At 67.9% G+C, this 19,162-nt stretch carries 19 protein-coding genes; 13 read left to right on the top strand and 6 right to left on the bottom strand.

Translation table 11 applies throughout. The features are described 5' to 3' along the window. The first annotated feature begins 68 nt into the window (after positions 1 to 68). The 10 genes from SNAS_RS31715 to pheA all read left to right on the top strand — a co-directional run bounded on the left by SNAS_RS31715 (position 69) and on the right by pheA (position 11,409). On the top strand, positions 69 to 362 hold the full coding sequence (locus SNAS_RS31715) for a DUF6458 family protein (RefSeq protein WP_013021597.1): 294 nt from the start codon (positions 69 to 71) through the stop codon (positions 360 to 362). Positions 363 to 907: 545 nt separating this feature from the next. Next, positions 908 to 2,665, top strand: a complete 1,758-nt coding sequence (locus tag SNAS_RS31710; protein ID WP_013021596.1) for a BCCT family transporter — start codon at positions 908 to 910, stop codon at positions 2,663 to 2,665. A gap of 73 nt (positions 2,666 to 2,738) precedes the next feature. Further along, complete coding sequence (gene purB / locus SNAS_RS31705; protein WP_013021595.1) at positions 2,739 to 4,157, top strand: adenylosuccinate lyase; 1,419 nt, start codon at positions 2,739 to 2,741, stop codon at positions 4,155 to 4,157. Between the two features lie 140 nt (positions 4,158 to 4,297). Then, positions 4,298 to 4,573 carry a phosphoribosylformylglycinamidine synthase subunit PurS gene (gene purS, locus SNAS_RS31700; protein WP_013021594.1) on the top strand — a complete coding sequence of 92 codons (276 nt, stop codon included), beginning with the start codon at positions 4,298 to 4,300 and terminating at the stop codon, positions 4,571 to 4,573. Further along, complete coding sequence (purQ, locus tag SNAS_RS31695; protein ID WP_013021593.1) at positions 4,573 to 5,253, top strand: phosphoribosylformylglycinamidine synthase subunit PurQ; 681 nt, start codon at positions 4,573 to 4,575, stop codon at positions 5,251 to 5,253. Before purS ends, purQ begins: the two co-directional genes overlap by 1 nt. Then, positions 5,250 to 7,526: a phosphoribosylformylglycinamidine synthase subunit PurL gene (purL, locus tag SNAS_RS31690; protein ID WP_013021592.1), complete on the top strand. Its 2,277-nt coding sequence runs from the start codon at positions 5,250 to 5,252 to the stop codon at positions 7,524 to 7,526. Before purQ ends, purL begins: the two co-directional genes overlap by 4 nt. A gap of 36 nt (positions 7,527 to 7,562) precedes the next feature. After that, positions 7,563 to 8,921: a hemolysin family protein gene (locus SNAS_RS31685; RefSeq protein WP_013021591.1), complete on the top strand. Its 1,359-nt coding sequence runs from the start codon at positions 7,563 to 7,565 to the stop codon at positions 8,919 to 8,921. Continuing rightward, positions 8,918 to 9,925, top strand: coding sequence for a hemolysin family protein (locus SNAS_RS31680; protein WP_013021590.1), 1,008 nt, complete (start codon positions 8,918 to 8,920; stop codon positions 9,923 to 9,925). The genes SNAS_RS31685 and SNAS_RS31680 overlap by 4 nt, the downstream gene beginning before the upstream one ends. Positions 9,926 to 10,040: 115 nt before the next feature. After that, the gene (locus SNAS_RS31675; RefSeq protein ID WP_013021589.1) at positions 10,041 to 10,469 is read left to right on the top strand and encodes a hypothetical protein; all 429 of its coding nucleotides are present in this window, start codon (positions 10,041 to 10,043) and stop codon (positions 10,467 to 10,469) included. A 22-nt stretch (positions 10,470 to 10,491) separates the two neighbouring features. Next, entirely contained in the window at positions 10,492 to 11,409 is a 918-nt protein-coding gene (pheA, locus tag SNAS_RS31670; RefSeq protein WP_013021588.1) for a prephenate dehydratase, read from the top strand. Between the two features lie 8 nt (positions 11,410 to 11,417). On the opposite strand, the gene arfB is transcribed toward pheA, so the two are convergent. From arfB to SNAS_RS31655, 3 genes are all read right to left on the bottom strand, one after another. Next, a complete protein-coding gene (gene arfB, locus SNAS_RS31665) occupies positions 11,418 to 11,840 on the bottom strand; it encodes an alternative ribosome rescue aminoacyl-tRNA hydrolase ArfB (RefSeq protein WP_013021587.1) in 423 nt (140 codons plus the stop codon). A gap of 235 nt (positions 11,841 to 12,075) precedes the next feature. Then, on the bottom strand, positions 12,076 to 12,402 hold the full coding sequence (locus SNAS_RS31660) for a hypothetical protein (RefSeq protein ID WP_013021586.1): 327 nt from the start codon (positions 12,400 to 12,402) through the stop codon (positions 12,076 to 12,078). A gap of 94 nt (positions 12,403 to 12,496) precedes the next feature. After that, positions 12,497 to 13,291 carry a class I SAM-dependent methyltransferase gene (locus tag SNAS_RS31655; RefSeq protein WP_013021585.1) on the bottom strand — a complete coding sequence of 265 codons (795 nt, stop codon included), beginning with the start codon at positions 13,289 to 13,291 and terminating at the stop codon, positions 12,497 to 12,499. A gap of 169 nt (positions 13,292 to 13,460) precedes the next feature. On the opposite strand from SNAS_RS31655, the gene SNAS_RS31650 reads away from it, so the two are divergent. Further along, positions 13,461 to 14,753, top strand: coding sequence for a glycoside hydrolase family 18 protein (locus tag SNAS_RS31650; protein ID WP_013021584.1), 1,293 nt, complete (start codon positions 13,461 to 13,463; stop codon positions 14,751 to 14,753). Between the two features lie 73 nt (positions 14,754 to 14,826). Here the strand turns inward: SNAS_RS31650 and SNAS_RS31645 are convergent, their stop codons facing one another. After that, entirely contained in the window at positions 14,827 to 15,234 is a 408-nt protein-coding gene (locus SNAS_RS31645) for a DUF3151 domain-containing protein (protein WP_013021583.1), read from the bottom strand. 263 nt (positions 15,235 to 15,497) lie between these two features. On the opposite strand from SNAS_RS31645, the gene SNAS_RS31640 reads away from it, so the two are divergent. Both SNAS_RS31640 and SNAS_RS31635 read left to right on the top strand, forming a co-directional pair. Next, entirely contained in the window at positions 15,498 to 16,019 is a 522-nt protein-coding gene (locus SNAS_RS31640) for a hypothetical protein (protein WP_013021582.1), read from the top strand. A gap of 40 nt (positions 16,020 to 16,059) precedes the next feature. Beyond that, the gene (locus tag SNAS_RS31635; RefSeq protein WP_013021581.1) at positions 16,060 to 16,968 is read left to right on the top strand and encodes a GNAT family N-acetyltransferase; all 909 of its coding nucleotides are present in this window, start codon (positions 16,060 to 16,062) and stop codon (positions 16,966 to 16,968) included. Between the two features lie 21 nt (positions 16,969 to 16,989). On the opposite strand, the gene SNAS_RS31630 is transcribed toward SNAS_RS31635, so the two are convergent. Beyond that, on the bottom strand, positions 16,990 to 18,498 hold the full coding sequence (locus SNAS_RS31630) for a glutamate-cysteine ligase family protein (protein WP_013021580.1): 1,509 nt from the start codon (positions 18,496 to 18,498) through the stop codon (positions 16,990 to 16,992). Positions 18,499 to 18,662: 164 nt separating this feature from the next. Beyond that, positions 18,663 to 19,064, bottom strand: coding sequence for a CBS domain-containing protein (locus tag SNAS_RS31625; protein WP_013021579.1), 402 nt, complete (start codon positions 19,062 to 19,064; stop codon positions 18,663 to 18,665). Between the last annotated feature and the right edge of the window lie 98 nt (positions 19,065 to 19,162).

Here is a 19,162-nt window from a genome sequence, read left to right as displayed (position 1 = left end):
GCGCGACGGTAGGCTTGCGGGTAGCCGGGCCGCAGCTGTCCGGTGAGCGGCAAGCGAAGGAGAACGCAGTGGGACTCGGTGGCAGCATCTTCTTCCTCGTCCTTGGGGCCATCCTGACCTTCGCGGTCAGGGACTCGCCCGAATGGATCGATCTGCAGACGACCGGCTGGATCTTCATGATCGCCGGGGTCGTGGGCATCGTGTTGACGAGCTGGTACGCCAAGCACCAAAAGCGCGTCCATAAAGAGGTCCACGATCGGTATCAGGCCAATCGCATTGCCCGGCGGCAGGCGATCAAACGCAATGACGCGAGGCGAGCGGCCGAATCCGAACAGTCAAACCCCGGCTCTTCCGATAATTAGATTTGCGACCGTCACTCCATAATTGGAACGGTTTGTTTGAATATTGTGGACGGTGTGCCGCCACTGTCGGCACCGCTTTGCCTGCGCCGCCAGGATTCAACTCATCCGATCGTATGGTTCCAAAGAAATCTTCCCACCCAAGCTTCCTGTGCGCGAAAGAGGTCGGATAGACTTCTCACACACCATGGTGGTGGCTGAAGGCTCTCCTCCCGTGGAGCCGCAGCCCTGACTCCGGTTCTTTTCCGTGTTGAACCCGAGTCCCCCCGCCCCGGCCGTTCCCCCGTGCCGCCGGGGCGGGCCTATTTTTCTTCGCCGGTAATTCATCGCCTCCCGACCCGTCCTGAATGGCGGGTCTGGTTGTCGTTTAGCAACTATCCTATTTGGCTTAAATGTCCGGTTTGTTTAATGGTAGCCCACATGGGAGGGCTTGTAGTTGATAGCCTGAACCACTTGTCGACTGTCTAATTGTCGACCAACGCAAGTCCAGGAGGCGCCTGAAGTGCACCGATGTCGCCTCCGAACCGCCTCAGAGAAGGGCCCGGGCAATGCCTAAGGAAAGTCAGAAGTCCACAAGCGATCTAGGGAAGGAGGGAATGAAAGTCGCGTCGTCGCGCCCCAGGACCGACTGGGTGGTGTTCGGCGTAACCGCTGTACTGACCGCCGCGTTCATCGCATGGGGATTCATCAATACAACGGGTTTGCAGACGGCCTCGTCCAATATGCTTGGCGAGATCATGGACAAGGGTGGCTGGGCATTCGTGCTCGCGTCGTCCGGATTCGTGGTCTTCGCACTGTGGCTGGCGTTCAGCCGTTACGGCAAGATCACCCTCGGCAAAGAGGGCGAGGAGCCGGAGTTCAAGACGGTCTCGTGGATCGCGATGATGTTCAGCGCCGGTATGGGCATCGGCTTGATGTTCTACGGCGTCAACGAACCGCTGAGCCACTTCACCGCGCCGCCTCCCGGTACGCACGCGGTCGACGCCGCGGCGCCGGAGCGCATGGAGACCGCGATGGCGACCACGTTGTTCCACTGGACCCTGCACCCGTGGGCCATCTACGCCGTCGTCGGTCTGGCCATCGCCTACAGCTGCTACCGCCGTGGCCGTCGCCAGACCATCAGTGCCACCTTCACCCCGTTGATCGGTGAACGGCACGCCAACGGTGGGGTCGGCAAGGTCATCGACATCCTGGCGATCTTCGCGACCCTGTTCGGCTCGGCCGCCTCGCTGGGCCTGGGCGCCCTGCAGATCTCCAGTGGCCTGAGCGAACTGGGCTGGACCAACGGTGGCCTCACCAACGGCGTCCTGCTGATGATCATCGGCGTGCTGACCCTGGCCTTCGTGGCCTCGGCCGTCTCCGGTGTCGAGAAGGGCATCCAGTGGCTGTCCAACATCAACATGGTGTTGGCGGGTCTATTGGTCGCGTTCCTGTTCGTCTTCGGCCCGACCAAGTACATCCTCAACGTGCTGCCGACCTCGATGGCCTCTTACCTCGAGGAACTGCCGCAGATGATGGGTCGTACCGGCGCCACCGGTGGCAGCGACGTCGCCACCTGGCTCGGCGGCTGGTCGGTGTTCTACTGGGCGTGGTGGATCTCGTGGACGCCCTTCGTGGGCATGTTCATCGCCCGGATCAGCCGGGGCCGCACCATCCGCCAGTTCGTCGGCGGGGTGCTGCTGGTGCCCAGCGTCGTGAGCCTCATCTGGTTCGCGATCTTCGGTGGCACCGCGATCCACGACGAGCAGCACGGTGCCGGGCTGACCAAGGAGGCGACCGCCGAAGGCCAGCTGTTCGCGGTGCTGCGCGAGTACCCGATCCCGTCGATCACCGCGCTCATCGTGGTGATCCTGGTGGCGATCTTCTTCGTCTCCGGTGCCGACGCCGCTTCGATCGTCATGGGGACGTTGTCGCAGCGGGGCACGATGGAGCCGTCCAAGGTCGTGGTCATCGTGTGGGGTGTCGCGACCGGTGCGGTCGCGGGCATCATGCTGCTGATCGGCAGCGGCGAGATAACCGAGGACGGCAAGAACCCGGCCTTGGAGGGGTTGAAGAACCTCACCATTCTGGCCGCGGTGCCGTTCACGGTCGTGATGATCCTGCTGTGCATCGCGCTCACCAAGGATCTGCGCGAGGACCGGCTCATCGTCCGCGGCGAGCAGGGCGAGGAGGCGGTCAGCACGGCCGTCGACATCGCGCACGAGAAGTACGACGGCGAGTTCGAGTTCAAGATCGGTCCGGCGGACAACGGTGACACCGCCCCGGCCGACGACGACAAGGCGGGCAGCGGCTCCAAGAAGAGCTGAGGCCCCCTCTCGAAAGTCACAACAGCCCCCGGGTCAGCGGCCCGGGGGCTTTGTCGCGCGCGATAATCGCCGGGTGATTCCCAATGTGCTGGCCAGCAGGTACGCATCCGACGACATGACCGCCCTGTGGGACCCGGCCGCCAAGGTGCGCGCCGAACGCCGCCTGTGGCTGGCGGTGCTCAAGGCGCAGGCGGAACTGGGCGTCGGCGTCGACGACGGCGTGATCGCCGACTACGAGCGGGTGCTGGACACCGTCGACCTGGAGTCGATCGCCGCCCGCGAACGCGTCACCCGGCACGACGTCAAGGCGCGGATCGAGGAGTTCAGCGCGCTGGCCGGACACGAGCAGATCCACAAGGGAATGACGAGCCGGGATCTGACCGAGAACGTCGAGCAACTCCAGATCCGCGACTCGCTGGCCCTGGTCCGCGACCGGATGGTGGCGACCCTGGCCCGGCTGGCCGACCGGTCGGTCCAGTACACCGCGCTGGCGATGGCCGGCCGCTCCCACAACGTCCCGGCCCAGGCCACCACGCTGGGCAAACGCTTCGCCTCGGCCGCCGAGGAACTGCTGCTGGCCTACGAGCGGGTCACCGAGCTGCTCGACCGGTACCCGCTGCGCGGCATCAAGGGCCCGGTGGGCACCGCCGCCGACCAGCTCGACCTGTTCGACGGCGACGCGGCCAAACTCGCCCGGCTGGAGGCAACGGTCGCCGGGCACCTGGGCTTCGCCCGGGTCTTCGACAGCGTCGGCCAGGTCTACCCGCGCTCGCTGGACTTCGAGGTGCTGTCCAGCCTGGTGCAGGCCGCCGCCGCGCCGTCCTCGCTGTCGGTGTCGATCCGGCTGATGGCCGGGGCCGAACTGGCCACCGAGGGCTTCGCCGCCGGACAGGTGGGCTCCTCGGCGATGCCGCACAAGATGAACACCCGCTCCACCGAACGCGTCAACGGCCTGGCGGTCGTGCTGCGCGGTTACGCGTCCATGGGCGCCGAGCTGGCCGGTGGCCAGTGGAACGAGGGCGACGTGTCCTGCTCGGTGGTGCGCCGGGTCGCGCTGCCCGACGCGTTCTTCGCCGCCGACGGCCTCTACCAGACCTTCCTCACCGTCCTGGACGAGTTCGGCGCCTACCCGGCGGTCATCGCCCGCGAACTCGACCGCTACCTGCCGTTCCTGGCGACCACGAAGATCCTTTTGGCGGCCGTCCGCAAGGGCGTGGGCCGCGAGAGTGCCCACGAGGCGATCAAGGAACACGCCGTCGCGGTGGCGCTGGCCATGCGCGAGAAGGGAACCGCCGACAACGACCTGCTGGACCGGCTGGCCGCCGACGACCGGCTCAAACTCAGCCGCGCCGAACTGGGCTCGCTGATCGCCGCCCCGCTGAGCTTCACCGGCGCGGCGGCCGACCAGGTCACCGCCGTTGCCGAACGGGTGGCGGCCGTCGTGGCCGAACACCCGCAGGCCGCGGCCTACACGCCGGGGCAGATCCTGTGAGTCCCGCACCGGAACTCCGCCGGTGAGCCCTTCGGGCGGGTGAGACGCCGGTCTCGAATCCGGGGGCGGGTAGGCGCGTCCGAGGGGCACACATATGCTGGTCATCGGGTTGTTTCATCTATCAACAGGAGCGCAGATTCGTGGCGCGCGTCGTCGTCGACGTCATGCTCAAGCCGGAAATCCTGGATCCACAAGGCGAAGCGGTGGTCAACGCCCTGCCTCGTCTGGGGGTCGCCGGGGTGTCGGGCGTACGTATAGGCAAACGCATCGAACTTGAGTTCTCGGACGACCTCGACGAGGCCACCGTCCTGGAACGAGCCAACGAGGCGGCGGACAAGCTGCTGGCGAACCCCGTCATCGAGACCTACACGCTCCGGGTGGAGACACCGCACGCCGTCAACGCGGAGTCGGCGTAGTGAGTGCTCGTATCGGGGTGGTGACCTTTCCCGGTTCGCTCGACGACGTCGACACCCACCGGGCGATCGCACGGGCCGGTGGCACACCGGTTCCACTGTGGCACGACGACAGCGCACTGCGCGGCGTCGCGGCCATCGTCCTGCCGGGCGGCTTCTCCTACGGCGACTACCTGCGCTGCGGTGCCATCGCGCGGTTCTCGGCGGTCATGGAGACCATCGTGGAGGTCGCGGCCGAGGGCATGCCCATCCTGGGCATCTGCAACGGCTTCCAGGTGCTGTGCGAATCGCACCTGCTGCCCGGTGCCCTGGTGCGCAACAAGCACCGGCGTTACCGGATCGGGCACCAGCCGCTGGCGATGAGCAACGACTCGGCCTGGACCAGCGGGTACGAGTCCGGCCAGCGGGCGGTCATCCCGGTCAAGCACGGTGAGGGCTGCTACGTGGCCGACGAGGCCACCCTGGACGAACTGGAGTCCTCGGGCCGGGTCGTGGCGCGGTACCTGGACGGGAACCCGAACGGCTCGATGCGCGACATCGCCGGGATCCGCAACGCGGCGGGCAACGTCGTGGGCATGATGCCGCACCCCGAGCACGCCATCGACCCGTTGACCGGCTCCTCGTCCGACGGCCTGACCATCTTCTCGTCCGTGCTGAAACAACTGGGGGTCGGCACCAGATGACCAATGTGGAAACCACCGACGGTCTCGACACCGTCGAGCGGGCGGTCAAGACCGCCGACGAGGCGCAGCCCTACGCGGAGCTGGGCCTCAAGACCGACGAGTACGAGCGCATCCACGAGATCCTCAAGCGCCGCCCCACCCAGGCGGAGCTGGCGATGTACTCGATCATGTGGAGCGAACACTGCTCCTACAAGTCCAGCCGGGTGCACCTGCGCAAGTTCGCCGAGAAGAACCCGAGTTCGCCGCACATGCTGGCCGGTATCGGCGAGAACGCCGGTGTCATCGCCGTCAGCGACGAACTGGCCGTCAGCTTCAAGGTCGAGTCGCACAACCACCCCAGCTTCGTGGAACCGCACCAGGGCGCGGCCACCGGTGTCGGCGGCATCGTCCGCGACATCCTGGCCATGGGCGCCCGGCCGGTGGCCATCATGGACCCGCTGCGCTTCGGCGCCGCCGACCACCCCGACACCGCCCGGGTACTGCCCGGCGTCGTGGAGGGCATCTCCCACTACGGCAACTGCCTCGGTCTGCCGAACATCGGCGGCGAGGTCGTGTTCGACCCCTGCTACCAGGGCAACCCGCTGGTCAACGCGCTGTGCGTCGGCGTGCTGCCGACCAAGCGGCTGCAGAACATGGCCGCCTCCGGCGTCGGCAACGTCGTGGTGCTGCTGGGCGCCAAGACCGGCCGTGACGGCATCGGCGGCGTGTCGGTGCTGGCCTCGGCCACCTTCGACGAGGACGCCGCCGAATCCCGGCCCAGCGTGCAGGTCGGTGACCCGTTCACCGAGAAACTGCTCATCGAGTCCTGTCTGGAACTGTTCGACGCCGGACTGGTGACCGGCGTGCAGGACCTCGGCGGCGCCGGGCTGACCTGCGCGCTGTCCGAGACCGCCGCCGCGGCCAAGCTCGGCATGCACGTCGACCTGGAGCGGGTGCCGCTGCGCGAGGCGTCGATGGAGCCGCACGAGGTGCTGGCCAGCGAGTCGCAGGAGCGGATGCTGCTGATCGTCGAGCCCCGGGTGCTGCCCGAGGTGCTCGAGGTCGCCCGCAAGTGGGGCGTGCTCGCCACCGCGATCGGCGAGGTCACCGACTCGGGCAGGCTCGTCATCGACTGGCACGGCGAGACCGTCGTGGACTGTCCACCCGCGAGCCTCGCCGACGAGGGCCCGGTCTACGAGCGTCCGATGCGCGAACCGGCCGACGCCGCGCTGGTGGCCGTCGACCGCGCCGAGACGCTGCCGCGTCCGGCCACCGGGGACGAACTGCGTGCCACCGTGCTGCGGCTGCTGGGTTCGCCGAACCTGTGCGACCGGCACTGGGTGACCGAGCAGTACGACCACCTGGTGCGCGGCAACACGGTGCTGGCGCAACCGGAGGACGCCGGGGTGCTGCGGCTGGACGAGAACACCGGCATGGGCATCGCGATCTCCACCGACGGCAACGGCCGCTACGCCAAGCTCGACCCGTACACGGGCGCGCAGCTGGCGCTGGCCGAGGCCTACCGCAACGTCGCCGTCACCGGCGCCACCCCGATCGCCGTCACCGACTGCCTCAACTTCGGTTCCCCCGAGGACCCCGAGGTCATGTGGCAGTTCGCGCGGGCCGTGGAGGGACTGGCCGAGGGCTGCTCGCAGCTGGGCATCCCGGTCACCGGCGGCAATGTCAGCTTCTACAACCAGACCGGCATGGAGGCGATCCACCCGACGCCGGTCGTCGGCGTGCTGGGCGTCCTCGACGACGTCAACCGCCGGGTCGGCATGGGGCTGGGCACCGACGGCGACATCCTGATCCAGCTGGGCGCCACCCGCGAGGAGCTGTCCGGTTCGGAATGGGCCTGGGTGGAGCACAAGCACCTGGGCGGTCTGCCGCCCACCGTCGACCTGAACGCCGAACGCGCCCTGGCCACCGTGCTGCGCGCTGGCGCGGCCGTCGGCCACATCGCCTCGGCCCACGACCTGTCCGAGGGTGGGCTGGCGCAGGCGCTGTGCGAGGCCGTCATGCGCGGCGGCAACGGCGCCCGGGTCCGGCTGCCGGAGGACGCCGACACGTTCGTGTCGCTGTTCAGCGAGTCCAGCGCCCGCGCGCTCGTGACGATCCCGCGCGGCCACGAGGTCGCGTTCCGGGCGCTGTGCGAGGAAAACGGCGTGCCGTGGACGGCACTGGGTATCGTCGACTCCACAGCCGACGGTCTCGAGGTGGACGGTCACTTCCACATCGGTCTGGACGAACTGCGCCGGACCTCGCGGGCTACGCTGCCAGAACTGCTCGCCTGACCACGTGACGGCGAGACCCTGACCAGAAACCGCTAAATGGATGCGACCCTGACCGAGACGGTACTGCCGCTGCTGGCCTTCGTGCTGCTCATCGGCGCCAACGGGTTCTTCGTCGCGGCCGAGTACGCGCTGGTCACGGTCAACCGTCCGTCCATTGACGATGCCGCGTCCTCCGGCGACCGCCGGGCCCGGTCGGTGCAGCGCGCCCTGAAGCGACTGTCCTTTCAGCTGTCGGGCGCCCAGTTGGGCATCACGATCACGGCGCTTTTGACCGGTTACCTCGCCGAGCCCGCGCTGTCGCGGCTGCTGGCGCCGCTGCTGAAACCGTTCGGCGACGCCGCCGAGGGCGTGTCGATCGCGATCGGCATGGTGCTGGCCAACCTGCTGTCCATGTTGTTCGGTGAACTGCTGCCCAAGAACGCCGCGCTGGCACGGCCGTTCCCGATCGCGCGGGCCACCGCGACGCCGCAGCGGGTGTTCTCCAGCGTGTTCGGCTGGCTCATCCACATGCTCAACGGCAGCGCCAACTGGCTGGTGCGCCGCTTCGGCGTCGAACCGCAGGAGGAGTTGGCCACCGCCCGCGCCCCCGACGAGTTGCAGTTGCTGGCCGCCATGTCGGCCCGGGCCGGGACGCTGCCGCGTGAGACCGCGATGCTGCTGCAACGGACGCTGCGCTTCGGCGACAAGCGGGCCGCCGAGGCCATGACGCCACGGGTGGACATGGTCGCGCTGCCCACCGGTGCCACCATCGCCGAACTGATCCACACCGCCGCCGACACCGGCTACAGCCGGTTCCCGGTCTACCAGGACACCACCGACCAGGTCGTCGGCGTCGCCGCGCTGACCGACGCCCTGGGACTGCCGCCCGCCCGCCGGTCGGTGACGTCGGTGCGTTCGGTGGCGCGCGAACCGGTGTTCGTCCCGGAACACCTGGACCTCAACGGTTTGGCGACCCGGATGCGCGCCGAGGGCGCCGACATGGCGATCGTCATCGACGAGTACGGCGGCACCGACGGCATCGTGACCATTGAGGACCTGGTGGAGGAGCTGGTCGGCGAGATCGCCGACGAGCACGACACCGAACCGGCCGAGGAGACCTCGACCCGCATCGAGGCCACCGGCAACCTGGCCCACCTGCTCCCGGGGTTGCTGCACGAGGACGAGATCGCCGAGCACACCGGCTTCCGGATGCCCGACGGTCCCTATGAGACGCTCGCGGGTTTCATCATGGCCCGGCTGGGGCACATCCCCGCCGTCGGCGAGACCGTCGTCTACGAGGGCTGGGAGTTCACCGTCGTCGACGTGGAACGGCACCGGGTCGAGCAGGTGCGGGTCCAGCCGCCGCCGGGCTGGGAACCCGCCGGTGAGTACGTGCCCAAGGAGGAGTCGCTGTGATCGCCGCGATCCTCACCGCCGTCCTGCTGGCCTTCAACGCGCTGTTCGTCGGCAGCGAGTTCGCCCTCATCGCCTCCCGTCGCACCATTGTGGAACCGCAGGCGGGTTCCTCCCGCCGGGCCCGCTGGGCGCTGTCGGCGATGAACCAGCTGCCGCTGATGATCGCCGGTGCCCAGCTGGGCATCACCATCTGTTCCCTGGGCCTGGGCGCGGTGGCCGAACCCGCGATCGCCCACGGCCTGGAACCGCTCTTCGCGTCCTGGGGCTGGCACGAATCGCTCATCCACCCCGTCGCCCTGGTGATCGCGCTGGCGATCGTGGTCTACCTGCACACGGTGCTGGGCGAGATGGTCCCCAAGAACATCTCGCTGGCCGGTCCGGAGAAGGCGGTGCTGTGGCTGGGCCCGTTCATGCTGGCCTTCTGCAACGCCACCAAACCCCTGCTGGTCGCCATGAAGGCCACCTCGGCCTGGCTGCTGCGCCGGGTCGGCATCACCACCTCCGACTCGGCCAAGACCGTGTACAACGCCCACGAGTTCGCGGGCCTGGTCACCGAGTCCCGCACCGAGGGCCTGCTGGGAGCCGGTGAGCACGAACGCCTCGCCAGCGCCCTGGCCCTGTCCGAACGCAGCGCCGCCGACGTGCTCCGCCGCTGGCCCGAGGTCATCACGGTCACCGACGACGTCTCCCCGGCCTCGCTGGAACTGCTGGCCACCCGCACCGGCCGGTCCCGCTTCCCGGTGGTGGCGCGCAACTCCCGCCGCGTCATCGGCTTCGTCCACGTCAAGGACAGCCTCAACGCCACCGGCGAGCAGCGCCGCTCCCCCATCGACCCGGCCAAGATCCGCACCCTGTCGGTGGTCCCGCCACAGCGCAGCCTCGCCGACCTCATGATGTACATGCGCCGCCACGCGGTCCACATCGTGGTGGTGGGCGAAGGCGCGACCCCGCTGGGCATCGTGACCCTGGACGACATCCTCTCCGCGGTGCTAGGCGGCCGCTGAACCGTCATATACCGCTTGGTAGACATCTCGGTTCTATGAAGTTCCCGCATCAGCGGTGGCAAATCCGTCCATCTCCCATTAAGTTGACGCTACGTGTGAACAACTTGGGGGAGCAGTGTTGGAGGAGCAGAAGGAATTCGCGGGGTTCGCCAACCCGGTGAACCCCACACCCGAGGAACTGCGCGCCTGGGCTTTCGACCCCGCCGCGGGACCACCGCAGACCGCCGCCCAGTGGGACCTGCTGCTCGCCGACGACCCGCTCATGCCCACCCTGGTGGAACTGGCCGCCGATCCGGTGTGCCCCAAACGCACCTTCGCCCTGCACTGCCTCTACCTCTACGCGGCCGACGCGGTCCGCACCGGCTTCCGCGCCCACCCCAAACGCAAGGTCCGCAAGGTCATGGAACAGGCCGAGGCCGCCCAGGACGCCTGGGTCGACCTGTGGGTCCAGAACACCCAGGCCCTGATCCGCGACCCGGACCTGTTCGACTACCACGACTGGTGCCAGGGCGGCCTGGCCCGCCGCCCCCGCCGCCTCGGCTGACGGGGCGCTCTATCGTTGGCGAATGCCGAGCGTAATCGCGTATCTGGGACCGCAGGGGACCTTCACCGAGGCCGCGCTGTTGCGGCTGCCCGGTGCCGACGAGGCCGAGCGCAGGCCGATGCGCAGTGTTCCCGAGGCCATGGACGAGGTCCGCTCCGGAGCGTGTGACGCGGCGTTGGTGCCGATCGAGAACTCGATCGAGGGGTCGGTTCCGGTGACGCTGGACAGCCTGGTGCGGGACTCGCCGTTGGTCATCACCGCGGAGGTGGTGCTGCCCGTGAGTTTCGTGCTGGCCGGGCGTGCCGATGGGGCGGTGGCGACGATCGCGTCGCACCCGCACGCGTTGGCCCAGTGCCGGGAGTTCTTGCGGTCGAAGCATTCCGGCGCCAGCACCGTGGACGCGCTGTCGACCGCGGCGGCGGCCGAGTTGGTCGCCGGTGGGCGCGCCGACGCCTGTGTGTGTGCCCGGTTGGCCGCCGAGCGGCACGGGCTGGACATCCTCGCCGATGACATCGGGGACAATCCCGGGGCGGTGACCCGGTTCGGGCTGGTCTCGCGGCCGGTGGCGGCGGTGGCGCCGTCAGGGAACGATGTCACGTCGTTGGCCGTCTACATCGCTCATGACGAGGTGGGGGCGTTGTTGCGGGTGCTGACGGAACTGGAGGTGCGGGGCGTCAACCTGACCCGGATCGAGTCGCGGCCGACCGGGGAGCGGTTGGGGCGGTACGCGTTCTTCCTCGACTGCACCGGGCACATCGCCGACGCGAGGATGGGTGAGGCGTTGATGGGGCTGCGGCGGGTGTGCGCCGAGGTGCGGTATCTGGGGTCGTATCCGCGTGACACCGGTGAGGCGCCGATCCCGGCGCCGCCGGGCCTGTCGGACGGGGATTTCGATGACGCGAGCCAGTGGCTGGAGCGGTTGCGGGCCAACGGTTCTTAGCTGACGGGTCAGTCTTCGCCGCGTCGCAGCCGTTTGATCTGACCGCGGTGTTTCTTGGCGTCCAGCCGTCGCTGTTTGGCGCGCTTGCTGGGTTTGGTGGGGCGGCGTTTCTTGGGGGGCGCGGCGGTGGCCTCGCGCAGCAGTTGGGCCAGGCGCTGGGCGGCGGCCTCGCGGTTGCGCAGTTGGGAGCGGTGTTCGCTGGCGGCGACCGTGATGCGGCCGTCGACGAGGCGGAAGGCGAGCCGTTCCAGGGCGCGCTGGCGCAGCGGTTCGGACAGCGCGGTGGTGGTCGTCAGGTCGAGGCTGAGTTCGACGCGACTGTCGGTGGTGTTGACGCTTTGGCCGCCCGGCCCCGAGGAGCGGGAGAAGCGCCATTCCAGTTCGGATTCGGGTACGACGACGGAGTCGCTGACCCGCAGCGGGTCCGTCATGTCGCCTCCTTACCGGTCAAGGGCGTGTGTGGGAGTTCGCTTCCGTCGCGAGCGGCCTCCAGGTGGATGCATGGCAAGGCGGAGGTGCTCCGGCATCCCGGTGTTGGATGTCGGAGTGCCGACAACGCAGACAGGCGCCGCCTGGTGGGCGCGCAGCAGGAATGGAATTCCCACACACGCCCTAGTTCAAGAATCCCGCGTGATACTACGGTTGTCGAACCCGCCGGTAAAGCGGTTATGACTCACGAGCCTCGCCGACGTCGAGGTAGCGGATCAGGCCGTCGACGATGTCGAAGCGCCAGGCGGTGTTGGGCAGGTTGCGGCGGTCGGAGTGGTAGCTGCCGATCACGACCCGGCCGTCGTGGCGTTCGGCGCGGACCGCGATGCGGCCGTGTTCGGGGAAGATCTCGGATTCCGCCCAGCAGTACAGGTCGCGGTCGCGGCCTTCGCTGGTGAGGCGGACGTCGTCGGCGAAGGCCGCGTAGAACGCGTCCCGGTCGCCGTGCCGCAGCGCGTTGACGACCCCGCGGACCGTCGGATGGGATAGATCGGCGGCGCGCATGATGTCCTCCCCTGTCGATCATGACGGTGACCGCTGTCAATGCTAGGTCGGATGGTGTTGGCGCGCACCGGATTCGCCGACCGGTTTCGTCCCGTCAGGGTGCTGACGGCTCAGGGGTCACCAGGTGCCACGGCAGTGTCAGGGTGCCGTCGCGGCGGCGGGCCGGGGGTTCGGCGACGGGCCAGCCGGTGGCCGCGAGGGTGTCGAGGGTGCGGCGCCAGCGGTCGCGGGGGCCGAACACGCGGGCCGGGGCGGCGTCCCGCCAGGCCGCGTCGAGGGCCGCGACGAGGGTGTGGATCCGCTGGCCGGGGACATTGTGGTGGATGAGCGCCTTGGGGAGGCGTTCGGCGAGGATCGCGGGTGACTCGAGGTAGGGCAGGGACGCGGCGAGCGTGAGCGTGGTGGGTCCGGAAGCGTCGAGGCTGATCCAGGTGGCGACGCGGCCCAGTTCGTCGCAGGTGGCGTCGACGATGAGGCCGCCGGGGGCCAGGGCCTGCCGCAACAGCTGCCAGGCTTGCGGCACTTCGGTTTCCGGGTACTGCCGCAGCACGTTGGCGGCGCGGACGAGCACCGGGCGCAGCCCGGCGAGCTCGAAACCGCCGAGCGCGAACTCGACCCGGCCGTCGACGGCCAGTTCGGACGCCGCCGCGACCCGGGCCGGGTCGATCTCGAGGCCGACGATCCGCACGTCGGGGCGGACGCGGCGCAACCGGCGGTACCACTCCAATGTAGTTACCGGGGTGGCGCCGTAGCCGAGGTCGACCACGAGCGGGTCGGTGGCGGCGCGCAGCCGGGACGCGGCGGTGGCGGCCAGCCAGCGGTCGAGGCGGCGCAGCCGGTTGGGGTTGGTGGTCCCTCGGGTCACCGTTCCCCGGGGTCGCGGTCGCATCGCGCCAGGATACGAAAGCCCTGGAACCGTCGGGGCCGACCTCCGATTAATCAATGAATCGATGCACATCTATTGACTGTGATGCTTGCGTGCCATAACGTCCAGTGAAACAGAAAAGGTTCTTTACCGGCACCGGAAAGACTGCCCTTCTGGAAAGGACTAACCGCCCATGAAACGCCCGTTCCCCGTGCTGGCGGCACTCGCCGCCGCCACGGCACTGCTACTGCCCACCGGGGCCGCCGTCGCGGCCGAGCCCGACGCCGACGATCCGAAGTCCGGAGGTCGCAGCGTCGGCTACTTCACCCAATGGGGCGTCTACGACCGTGGATTCCTCGTCAAGGACATCGTCGACTCAGGACAGGTCAACAACCTGACCCACATCAACTACGCCTTCGGCAACGTCAACGAACAGGGCCGCTGCTTCGAGGCCAACCAGGCCGGGGTCGGTGACGCGTGGGCCGACTACCAGCGTCGCTACACCGCGGCCGAGTCCGTCGACGGCGTGGCCGACACCTACGACCAGCCGCTGGCCGGGAACTTCAACCAGCTCAAGGAACTCAAGGCCGCGCACCCGGACCTGAAGATCCTGTTCTCGCTGGGCGGCTGGACCTGGTCGAAGTACTTCTCCAACGCGGCGCTCCCGGAGAACCGGGAGGCGTTCGTGTCCAGCTGCATCGACATGTTCATCAAGGGCAACCTGCCCAAGATCGGCGGCGAACCCCAGGGCGGCGACGGGGTCGCGGCGGGGATCTTCGACGGCTTCGACCTCGACTGGGAGTGGCCCGGCAGTCCCGGCAACGACGGCAACGTGATCCGGCCGGAGGACAAACAGAACTACACCGCGCTGGTCGCCGAGTTCCGCGAGCAGCTGGACGCGCTGGGCGACGGCTACGAACTGTCGGCCTTCGTGCCCGCCGACCCCGAGAAGGTGGAGGCCGGATTCGAAGTCCCGCAACTGATGGAGAACTTCGACTTCGTCAACGTCCAGGGTTACGACCTGGCCGGGGCCTGGGACCCGACCACCAACCACCAGGCCCAGATCCACTCGCCCGCCGACAACCCGAACCCCGCCAAGTGGAGCTCCGACCTGGCGATCCAGACCTGGAAGAACGCCGGAGCCCCGGCGGACAAACTGGTGCTGGGCCTGCCCGCCTTCGGGCGCGGCTGGACCGGCGTCGGCTCGGCGAACAACGGCCTGTACCAGACGAGCACGGGCCCGGCACCCGGGAAGTACGAGCCGGGCATCGACGACTACAAGCTCGTCAAGGACAAACCCGGCCAGGTGTTCCGCGACGAGGAGAACATGGCGGTGTGGAAGTACGACGGCACCCAGTTCTGGTCTTATGACGATCCGGCGATGATCGCCAAGAAGATGTCCTATATAGCCGAACAGGGCCTTGGCGGAGCGATGATCTGGTCGCTCGACGGGGATGACGGCACCCTGGTGGCCGAGATGGGTTAGCCCGCACCCGATCGGTCACGAACGATGGCCTGGCCACATGGCGGCCAGGCCATCGTTTTCGCGTCGGGGGGTGTCAGCTCATCGCGTCGGCGGCCGACGGGTCGCAGTCGCGCAGGAACTGGGCGCACCGGGCCGCCTCGTCGGCCTCGCCGATGGCGTCGGCGGCCAGGCTCAGCTGGTACAGCGCCTTGAGGAAGCCACGGTTGGGTTTGTGCGACCACGGCACCGGGCCGTGTCCCTTCCAGCCGTTGCGGCGCAACTGGTCCAACCCGCGGTGGTAGCCGGTACGCGCGTACGCGTAGGCGGCCAGGTCCTCACCCTGCTCGCGAGCCGCGGCGGCGAGTTTCGCCCAGGCGTAGCAAAACGTCGGGTACCGGCGGGCGGCTTCGGCGGGGCCGTGCTCGGTCTGGACGGCGAGTTGTTCGTCGTCCTCGGGCAGCAGCGTCGCGGGGGGTTCGGGCAGCAGGTTGCTGTTCGGCATCTATTGAGCTCCATTCGAACGGACCGAGGTCGCCGCATAACAAGCGGTGGCGGTGGATAGGCACGTCCCCATATTCTGTCAGGCTGGTGTCGGATAGGCGACACCCGGCGGCCGGTAAATGCCGCGAAACACAATAATTCCGGCGCCTAGGTCCGGTGAGGTGACGATAGCCCGGCGTATCGGCAGAGCTCGATATTTCACCAAATGCCGCTGTCCCGGTACAGTCGGACCACGATTTGAGAACCGTGCGAGGTGGTGCGTCCATGTCCTTTATCAACGAACCCGCGGACGAGGACATCATCGCCAGTGCCATCGAAGCCCTCGAGAACTACGCCCCCGACTCCGAGGAGCGCGCCGCCCGGCTCGTCGACGTCCCCGAAACCGTCCTGGAGAAGCACGTCGACCGGCTGACCGACGCCCTGTTCCTCGCCGACCCGCCGATGGCGATGCGCATCGCCAACCTGCTGCCGCCGATCTGCACCCGGCGGCACGCGGAGAACTACATCTACTACCTGAACCACACCGGAGATCCCGGCTACGCCGCCGGGGTCTTCGTCACGTTCAAGGCCCGCAGCGTCCACCGCACCAAGTACACCGAGTGGAGTCTGGACAAGGCGCTGTGGAAATGGATGCGCCACACCGACAACGGCTCCATCGAGGACGTGGTCCGGGAACTGGGCCCCGACTGGGGCGCGCTGTGGGCCGATCACGTGGCGGTCGTCTTCGGGGCCGGGCGGCTCAGCCGCAAGCTGCACAAACTGGCGCAGCAGCTGCGGGATCAGTAAAACGTTTGCCGCCGTTGCGGCCGAGCCCCACAATGGCGGAATGACCGACGTGACGATTCGTCCAGCCGATCCCGACCGTGACGCGGCGGCCATCGCGGCCCTGTCCACCAGGGAGTTCGACTTCCTGCTGCACAACGCGGCGACGATGCGGCGCAACCTCGACGACAGCAATCCCCGGAAGCGCAAACTGAGCCTGGTCGCGGAGAAGGACGGCGAGCTCGTCGCCTACGCCATCACCTCGCTGGACCTGGAGAGCAGCGTGGAAGGCGCGGCGACCGTCAACCTGATCGTGGCGCCCGAGCACCGCCGTACGGGAATCGCGTCGGCGCTGATCGAACCGCTGAGCGCGCACTGGGAGGCGATCGGGGCCTCCACCGTCACCGCGCGGCTGATCTCCGAGGAGGCCGCGGCCTTCGCCGAGAAGCGCGGCTTCAAGCGCAGCCGCACCGAGCGGATCTCGCACGTGTCGCTGGCCGGCATCCCCGACGTGGTGGCACCGGCCGAGGGCATCGTCCTGAAGCCGCTGTCCGAACTGGATGACGACCGGGCGCTGTACGCGCTCGACTGCGCGGCGATGGTCGACGTACCGGCCGACGAGCCGTGGGTCCCGCTGCCCTTCGACGAATGGGTCGAGCAGTACATGGCCGATCCACGGCTGGACCGGCACAACACGGTGCTGGCCTTCGACGGCGACACCGCCGTGTCGGTGGCCTGGGTGGAACGGGTCGGCACCCGGATGTGGTCCGGGCTGACCGCCACGCTGCGCGAGTACCGGGGGCGGGGACTGGCCAAGGCGGCCAAGTCCGCGGCCCTGCACCGGGCCCGCGCGGATGGCGTCGTCGACGCTTACACGAACAACGACGCCACCAACGCGGGCATGCTGGCCGTCAACACCTGGCTGGGTTATCGGCTGCACACCGAGCAGTACACCCACGTGCATACCCGGTGAGGCATCACTTCCTACCAACTCCTATGTGGACTTTAACTCCGGCGGCCATTCGTGTACCGGCGTGTTCGTCGCGGCGTGCTCGGCGTAGCGGCTGAGCATCTCGTGCAGCGCCGGGGTCCGTGACAGACCCTGCCGCTGCTGGAGCCGCTGCACGCAGTTGACCTGCCACGCGGCGCCGTTGACACCGTTGCGGCAGCGTCCGGCGATGATGGCCAGCAGCCGCTCGGCGACGGCGGAGTCGACGTCGAGGGCGGCCAGGCCCTCGGCGGCCTTGGGCAGCAGGTGATCCAACACCAGCACTCGGGCGGGCAGTTCACCCAGGCCCGGCCAGGTCTGGTGGGCGTCGATGCCGTGCCGGGCGGCGGCGTGGAAGTTCTGCTCGGCGACCGCGAACGGCAGTTTGGTCCAGATGGGCATGTCGGCCTCGGCCAGGGCCGTGACCAGCCCCAGGTAGAAGGCCATGTTGGCGCAGATGTCGATGGGTGTCGGCCCGGCGGGAACCACCCGGTTCTCCACCCGCAGGTGCGGGCCCTCGGGACCGACGTCGTAGACCGGACGGTTCCACCGGTAGATGGTCCCGTTGTGGAGCCGCAACTCACCCAGCTGCGGGATCTCGCCGGAGTTCACCTTCTCGATCGGGTCCTCCGAGACACACTGTGGCAGCAGCGGCACGAAGTACTTGAGGTTCTCCTCGAACAGGTCGGTCGCGGAGGTGATCCAACGTTCGCCGAACCAGGCCCGGGGCCGTACCCCCTGCACGCGCAGCTCACCGTTGCGGATGTCGGTGGCCTGCTCGAACAGGATGATCCGGGTCTCGGCCCACAGTTGGGTGCCGAACAGATAGGGGGAGTTCGCGGCTGTCGCCAGCTGCACCCCTGCCATCGCCTGCGCCGCGTTCCAGTACCGGGGGAACTGTTCGGGGGTCAGTTGCAAATGGAACTGGACGCTGGTGTTGACCGATTCGGGTGCGATGGAGTCGGTGTGGGCGCGCAGGGTCTCCGCCCCCGAGATGTCGAGGGAGATGTCCTCACCGCGGACCGAGAGGATCTGGTCGTTGAGCAGCCGGTAACGCGGCCGCCGGGACAGGATGTCCAGCCGGGCGTGTTCGCGGCGCACCGTGGGAAGGGTGCCGACCATGACCACCGAGGAGTGCTCCTTGCGGGCACAGTCGTTGACGTCCTGCAACCACAGTCGCAATCGCTGCTCGTAGGTCTCGAAACCGAAGCCCGCGACCGGGCGCGGGCCGAGGTTCAGTTCCAAATTGAACCGTCCAAGTTCGTCCTGGACCGAGTCGCCGTTGGCCACGGCGTTCTCGGCGAGGTGGGACAGAACCTCGTGGTTCGTCATCGACGGTTCGCCACTTTCGTCGACAAGGGACAGCTCAAGCTCCATGCCGGTTAAAGTTCGCTCTACATCGAATAGATCGCCGTCAGTCAATAGAATCAACGCGTCGAGACAGCGCCGAAGCTTGTGTCGATATCGTTTAAGGTCCGCGTGAGTGAATTCTTGAATTCCTACGTCGTCACCCATTGGCCCTCCCCGGGCAGTCGAGGTAAACCACAACAGTAGAGCCAAAAGTCACCCCTTGGCCACCCTCGGATTGCCGGGAAAGTGCCACTATATGAAGCTGAAGGATCATCCTTGTCGGATAACCGACACATACTAGACATTCATATTTGGCTATGTATCGGCGATCACGTCAGCTCGGCCGGAATTCTTCCGGTCGATTTAGTCCACACTCGAACGACGTCGCGAACCGAGAGCACTCCGACGACCTCTCCGCCCTCGACGACGATGAGGTGCCGGAAGCCACCGCGCACCATCGCCGCCGCGGCCTCCTGGAGTGTCCAGGTAGGAATCGCGAAGACCAGGTCCTTGGTGAGGTGGGCGCCGACCCGTTCCACGTCCGGGTCCAGTCCGGCGGCGAGGGAGTCCATGATGTCCCGCTCGGTGAGAATTCCGTGCCCCTCGGCGTCGGGATCGACGACGACCGCTGCACCCACGCGCCGCGCCGACATCAGCGCGGCCGCCTTTCGGAGCGTGTGTGCTGGACCAATGGACAACACTGTGGTGCTCATAGCGTCCTTGACCTGCATCGTCAACACCTCTTTCCTCTTCGGGGCGACGAGTGCAGTGACTCGCGCCACTTACATACACCTCCAGACATGATCCCCGCAGGGGCGCCAAGACACAA

This window comes from Stackebrandtia nassauensis DSM 44728 (genome assembly GCF_000024545.1).
GTDB classification, from domain to species: Bacteria; Actinomycetota; Actinomycetes; order Mycobacteriales; family Micromonosporaceae; genus Stackebrandtia; species Stackebrandtia nassauensis.
This window is presented reverse-complemented; position numbering and strand designations above follow the sequence as displayed.

What these genes read in the sequence shown, in the direction of transcription:
- SNAS_RS31710 (WP_013021596.1), top strand. Translation starts at nt 908, where the DNA reads ATGCCTAAGGAAAGTCAGAAGTCCACAAGCGATCTAGGGAAGGAGGGA.
- purL (WP_013021592.1), top strand. Translation starts at nt 5,250, where the DNA reads ATGACCAATGTGGAAACCACCGACGGTCTCGACACCGTCGAGCGGGCG.
- SNAS_RS31685 (WP_013021591.1), top strand. Translation starts at nt 7,563, where the DNA reads ATGGATGCGACCCTGACCGAGACGGTACTGCCGCTGCTGGCCTTCGTG.
- pheA (WP_013021588.1), top strand. Translation starts at nt 10,492, where the DNA reads ATGCCGAGCGTAATCGCGTATCTGGGACCGCAGGGGACCTTCACCGAG.
- arfB (WP_013021587.1), bottom strand. Translation starts at nt 11,840, where the DNA reads ATGACGGACCCGCTGCGGGTCAGCGACTCCGTCGTCGTACCCGAATCC.
- SNAS_RS31660 (WP_013021586.1), bottom strand. Translation starts at nt 12,402, where the DNA reads ATGCGCGCCGCCGATCTATCCCATCCGACGGTCCGCGGGGTCGTCAAC.
- SNAS_RS31655 (WP_013021585.1), bottom strand. Translation starts at nt 13,291, where the DNA reads ATGCGACCGCGACCCCGGGGAACGGTGACCCGAGGGACCACCAACCCC.
- SNAS_RS31650 (WP_013021584.1), top strand. Translation starts at nt 13,461, where the DNA reads ATGAAACGCCCGTTCCCCGTGCTGGCGGCACTCGCCGCCGCCACGGCA.
- SNAS_RS31645 (WP_013021583.1), bottom strand. Translation starts at nt 15,234, where the DNA reads ATGCCGAACAGCAACCTGCTGCCCGAACCCCCCGCGACGCTGCTGCCC.
- SNAS_RS31640 (WP_013021582.1), top strand. Translation starts at nt 15,498, where the DNA reads ATGTCCTTTATCAACGAACCCGCGGACGAGGACATCATCGCCAGTGCC.
- SNAS_RS31635 (WP_013021581.1), top strand. Translation starts at nt 16,060, where the DNA reads ATGACCGACGTGACGATTCGTCCAGCCGATCCCGACCGTGACGCGGCG.
- SNAS_RS31630 (WP_013021580.1), bottom strand. Translation starts at nt 18,498, where the DNA reads ATGGGTGACGACGTAGGAATTCAAGAATTCACTCACGCGGACCTTAAA.
- SNAS_RS31625 (WP_013021579.1), bottom strand. Translation starts at nt 19,064, where the DNA reads ATGCAGGTCAAGGACGCTATGAGCACCACAGTGTTGTCCATTGGTCCA.